2 protein-coding genes and 1 pseudogene are annotated in these 2,085 nt (G+C 64.0%); all 3 read left to right on the forward strand.

Features of this window, described 5'->3' with window-relative positions:
• Positions 1 to 89, forward strand: a pseudogene (locus tag EN935_RS42405) (formate dehydrogenase subunit gamma); the annotation flags it as partial.
• Entirely contained in the window at positions 86 to 1,642 is a 1,557-nt protein-coding gene (locus EN935_RS32965) for an NADH-quinone oxidoreductase subunit NuoF (protein ID WP_127374073.1), read from the forward strand. The pseudogene EN935_RS42405 and the gene EN935_RS32965, both read left to right, overlap by 4 nt.
• 10 nt (positions 1,643 to 1,652) lie before the next feature.
• Positions 1,653 to 2,085 (forward strand): 2Fe-2S iron-sulfur cluster-binding protein (locus tag EN935_RS32970; protein ID WP_127374074.1); only part of this gene is annotated, 433 nt, incomplete at its 3' end.

A 2,085-nucleotide genomic window follows, 5' to 3' on the forward strand; every position in this document is an offset into this window, starting at 1 on the left:
TTCCGCCCGCCGCAATGCTCGATGGCCAAGTGATCGGGCGGCTCGATGATGAAAAGCTCGATGAGATCGTTGCCGAGGTGCGCTCATGATCCCGCGTATCTACATTCCCGGCGATTCCGGCGCACTGGCGCTTGGCGCCGAAAAGGTCGCCAAAGCGATTGCCAGTGAACTCGCCGAGCGCGGCATCGAGGCCAAGATCGTGCGCAACGGATCGCGCGGCGCCTATTTCCTCGAACCGATGGTCGAAGTTGCGACAGCCAACGGCCGCGTCGCCTACGGGCCGGTGAAAACCTCCGACGTCAAAAGCCTGTTCGACAGCGGCTTCCTCACGGGCGGCCATCACAAGCGCTGGCTGGGCGCGCCGGACAAAATCCCCTTCCTGGCCAAGCAGACGCGGCTGACCTTCGCGCGCTGCGGCGTCACGGATCCGCTGTCGCTCGAATCCTACAAGAAACATGGCGGGTTGAACGGCCTGACGAACGCGTTGGGACTGACGCCCGCCGCCATTGTCGCCCAGGTGACCGAATCCGGGCTGCGCGGGCGCGGTGGCGCGGGCTTCCCGACCGGCATCAAGTGGAAAACGGTGCTCGATACCGTTGGCGACCGCAAATACATCGTCTGCAACGCCGACGAAGGCGATTCAGGCACCTTCGCCGACCGCATGATCATGGAGGGCGATCCCTTCGTGCTGATCGAAGGCATGACGATCGCCGGTATCGCCACGGGTGCGACCAAGGGCTTTGTCTATATCCGCTCGGAATATCCGCATGCGGTGGCGGTGATGAACAAGGCCGTCGAGATCGCTCGCAAGGCCGGCGTTCTTGGCGCCAGCGTGCTGGGTTCACCCAACGCTTTCGACATGGAGATCCGGGTTGGCGCAGGCGCCTATGTCTGCGGCGAGGAGACGGCGCTGCTCGACTCGCTCGAAGGCAAGCGCGGCATGGTCCGGGCAAAGCCGCCGCTGCCGGCGCACAAGGGGCTGTTCGGCAAGCCGACGGTGATCAACAACGTCATCTCACTGGCCTCGGTGCCTGTCATCATGGACAAGGGTGCGGCCTTCTACAAGGATTTCGGCATGGGCCGCTCGCGCGGCACGATCCCGATCCAGATCGCCGGCAACGTCAAATATGCCGGCCTGTTCGAAGCCGCTTTCGGCATGACGCTGGGCGAGATCGTCGACGAGATCGGCGGCGGCACGGCGACAGGGCGTCCGGTCAAGGCAGTGCAGGTCGGTGGCCCGCTCGGTGCCTATTTCCCGCGCGCTCTGTTCGACACGCCATTCGATTATGAAGCCTTCGCCGCCGAGGACGGGCTGATCGGCCATGCCGGCATCGTGGTGTTCGACGACACCGCCGACATGCTGAAACAGGCGCGCTTTGCCATGGAGTTCTGCGCCATCGAAAGTTGCGGCAAGTGCACGCCCTGCCGCATTGGCTCGACGCGCGGTGTGGAGACCATCGACAGAATAGCCGCGGGCATTGAGCCAGAGAAGAACCTCGCTCTGGTCACCGACCTCTGCAACACGATGAAATTCGGTTCGCTCTGCGCGCTGGGCGGCTTCACGCCCTACCCCGTCATGAGCTCGATCACCCATTTCCCCGACGACTTCAAGCCAGCGCCCGTGCGCGTGGCTGCCGAATAGGAGCTGGCAGATGAACATCAAGGCCGACTTCCCATCCCTCGTCGAAGAGATCGACTACGGAACTCCACAGTCGAAGGCGCAGAAGCAAGTCACGCTGAACGTAGACGGGCGCAGCATCACCGTGCCTGAAGGCACCTCGATCATGCGGGCCGCGATGGAAGGCGGGGTCGAAATCCCGAAGCTTTGCGCCACCGACATGCTGGACTCCTTCGGTTCGTGCCGTGTCTGCCTTGTCGAGATCGAAGGGCGCGGCGGCACGCCGGCGTCCTGCACGACGCCTGTCGGCGAAGGCATGATCGTGCGCACGCAGACCGAGCGGCTCGACGCCATTCGCCGCGGCGTCATGGAACTCTACGTCTCCGACCATCCGACCGGCTGGAACGAACAGGCCGGAACCGGGGCCAGCGAGTTCGATGCGGTGGCGAAGTCGATCGGCTTGACTG

This window comes from Mesorhizobium sp. M7D.F.Ca.US.004.03.1.1 (assembly GCF_003998635.1).
GTDB lineage: Bacteria > Pseudomonadota > Alphaproteobacteria > Rhizobiales > Rhizobiaceae > Mesorhizobium > Mesorhizobium loti.

Coding starts and splice junctions, on each gene's coding strand:
- EN935_RS32965 (WP_127374073.1), top strand. CDS start 86: ATGATCCCGCGTATCTACATTCCCGGCGATTCCGGCGCACTGGCGCTT.